General features: G+C 37.8%; 3 protein-coding genes and 3 pseudogenes. 3 read left to right on the top strand and 3 right to left on the bottom strand.

The features are described from left to right. From ltrA to Wcon_RS10560, 3 genes and pseudogenes are all read right to left on the bottom strand, one after another. Window positions 1-842: group II intron reverse transcriptase/maturase (gene ltrA / locus Wcon_RS10570; protein WP_114516916.1), on the bottom strand; the 842-nt coding region annotated here is incomplete at its 3' end. Window positions 843-1,378: 536 nt separating this feature from the next. Beyond that, window positions 1,379-1,560, bottom strand: a pseudogene (locus Wcon_RS10565) (IS630 transposase-related protein); the annotation flags it as partial. A gap of 174 nt (window positions 1,561-1,734) precedes the next feature. Further along, window positions 1,735-1,961 (bottom strand): annotated as a pseudogene (locus tag Wcon_RS10560) (IS5 family transposase); the annotation flags it as partial. A gap of 153 nt (window positions 1,962-2,114) precedes the next feature. On the opposite strand from Wcon_RS10560, the gene Wcon_RS10555 reads away from it, so the two are divergent. The 3 genes and pseudogenes from Wcon_RS10555 to Wcon_RS13205 form a co-directional block, all read left to right on the top strand. Beyond that, the gene (locus Wcon_RS10555; RefSeq protein ID WP_114517957.1) at window positions 2,115-2,480 is read left to right on the top strand and encodes a transposase; all 366 of its coding nucleotides are present in this window, start codon (window positions 2,115-2,117) and stop codon (window positions 2,478-2,480) included. Beyond that, on the top strand, window positions 2,423-2,683 hold the full coding sequence (locus tag Wcon_RS13210; protein WP_114517958.1) for a transposase: 261 nt from the start codon (window positions 2,423-2,425) through the stop codon (window positions 2,681-2,683). The genes Wcon_RS10555 and Wcon_RS13210 overlap by 58 nt, the downstream gene beginning before the upstream one ends. Then, window positions 2,614-2,808: pseudogene (locus tag Wcon_RS13205) on the top strand (transposase); the annotation flags it as partial. The gene Wcon_RS13210 and the pseudogene Wcon_RS13205, both read left to right, overlap by 70 nt.

Below are 2,808 nucleotides of genomic sequence, written 5' to 3'. Positions count from 1 at the left end.
CTTTGTTTAGGAAATTCATCTCTCCTATTGTCATCCTTACAGTACACTATCTGTGTCTTTTCAGGATGTAATTTCAACTTATACTCAGCCAATCTTTCTTCGATCATTACTTTCACAAATTCTGCCTGTTTCTCTGTTCTGCAGTGCACTATCGCATCATCCACATATCTCTCAAATGGTACCGTCGGGTAGTTCTTTTTCATCCATATATCAAACACATGATGCATGAATATATTAGAGATGATTGGGCTAACTGAACCTCCTTGCGGAACTCCTTTATCCCTAACTACCTTACTGCCATCTGCAAGTTTTATAGGGGATTTTATCCACCTTTCAACGTATAGTATGACCCATTTGCAATTTGTATGCTTCTTGATAGCTTGCAATGCCAACTCGTGATCCAAATTGTCGAAAAACCCGGATATATCTAGATCTATCGTCCAATCATACCTCCAGCATCTTTTCCTTGCCGTATCTACCGCATCCAGTGCTGATTTATTCGGTCTATAACCATATGAATCTTCATGGAATTTTGGTTCTACTAGCGGCTCAAGATACATAGAAGCGGCCGTTTGCCCTATCCTGTCGAATACTGAAGGAACACCTAAAATTCTTTGTCCCCCTCCCGTATCTTTCGGTATTGCTACAGCTTTTACAGGCTCTGGAAAATAACTTCCTGATGACATCCGATTCCATAGTTTGTACAGATTATCCTTCAGGTTCTCTTCAAACCTTGTTATCGATACCTCATCCACACCAGCCGCACCTTTATTTTTCGATACTTGTTTATAAGCCCTCCAAATAAGTTGCTTTGGTATATCAAAAGACTTTGTTTTATTCATTAACTCCTCCCTTTCGGTTGATACATAATTAAAACTGAATAACTCAACTCCTTCGCTCCATTTCCATTACAGAAACTTCTTCACTACTACGCGCCCCTGTTTTCCGCATTGGTACTCTCATCCTTAGAGTTTAGCTCCTTGAATTTCTCCCTTATCATCGAAACGACAGGTTCCCGTAGTTCTACACAATAGCCTAAAATAGATTCATGCCACCTTTATGCCGGACGCCTCCTACCCCGTAAACAAGCTCCCGGTAGATTTATCCCAGTTGAGTTATAAGCCCCTGGTTTTGACGTCATCAGTTATGGTTTCGACACTTTATCAGTGGTTCACTTTCGTTCATCTCTCTATTTCACACATGACACATAACTGCGCCTTTTCCATAACGCTCACTACCTTGGCTCTTTACCAAAGCAGCTTATGGTTGTTTGAAGCCTGCTCTTGTAAATCGGCTCCGAGGGGCCCACCCTCATCTATTGCGTAGCTTAAGTACTCAGTTTGCTCTTTTCTGACCATTCCTTGCATCACTACGGCACACTATAACCTCCATTTCCAAGTTTTTTTGACTGAAAATCTCCTGTTTCTTTTTTCTTTGCTGCCACTCCCATAACGTAGTTCTTCCAATTTTAAATCTTGCTGCCACTGCTTCTCTGCTTTCTCCTTCTTCTAGTGATTCCATTGCTTTTTTTCTTAAATCATAACTATATGCTGCTGGCATACTTACCTTCACTACTATAAAATCTTATTTTACCTCGTTTGTACTATTATGAAAAGAGCTATACTTCTTTATTTTTTATATTTTAAACAACATGTACCTGATCAAGTTGATTATTTCCTTAACATACTTATAGTTATGTTGATCACTATATGTTAATAGCTAATAACTCTAAGCTATCTTTTCTAGATACCCTTTTATAAAACCGTCTTAAACCTATCCTAAATAGATATATGTATTAAAATTACTACTCTATCGCTATAGATATAGTTACCACCAGCTACTTTTGGGCTATTTTCGTACCAACTCTCCATGGCTTTATCAATAAAGTGAAAAATATTTCCTCTTTCTTCGAGAAATTTGTTATATTCACTTTGGTTACTGACTCTCATTTTGACTGGCATATTTTTCTTAATTGGTTGAATATCTGTTTTATAATGAATTCTGTCAGTAACTTACACTTTTTCTACCTAGCTATGCAATAAAGCCTAAGAACCTGTCTTGAAAGGGAATGAAGAAAAGAGTATGATGAGGTAAGCAAAAAATAGGAGGGTAAGTTGTATCCAAGTGATATAAGTGACAAGGAATGGGAAATTTTAGAGCCCTATGTTGCACAAGGAGCGATAGGACGACCAAGAAAACATAACACCAGAACAATTATTAATGCAATAAGGTATATAATGAGGGGTGGTTGCCAGTGGAGAATGCTACCAAAAGATTTTCCTCCATGGAAAACGGTGTATGACTATTTTCTCAGGCGGCGTAATAATGGAAAATTGAAAAAAATACATGACATGCTAGTAAAAGAGGTAAGAAAAATGGTTGGTAAAAATGAGACACCTTCAGTAGGTATAATTGACAGTCAATCAGTGAAAACGACTCAAAAAGGGGATCAAGAGGATATGATGCCGGTAAAAAAATAAAGGGTAGAAAACGCCATATTATTGTAGATACACTAGGTCTTGTAATTACTGTAGAAGTACACAGCGCAAGCATTCAGGACCGTGATGGTATCTTTTTGTTCAAGCTAAATGCAAAGCTCCAACATTACGTAGGTTTTTTGCTGACCAAGGATACAAAGGTAAATTACAAAATCGATGTTTGTTGGAAACTGGATGTTTGCTAACGATTACCAAGAAATTGGTTGATACAGGATTTCAAGTTATTCCTAAACGTTGGATTGTAGAACGAACCTTTGCCTGGCTTTCCAATTTTAGACGCATGAGCAAGGATTACGAACATTCTCCTCTT

It is taken from the genome of Wolbachia endosymbiont of Cylisticus convexus, assembly GCF_003344345.1.
This window is presented reverse-complemented; position numbering and strand designations above follow the sequence as displayed.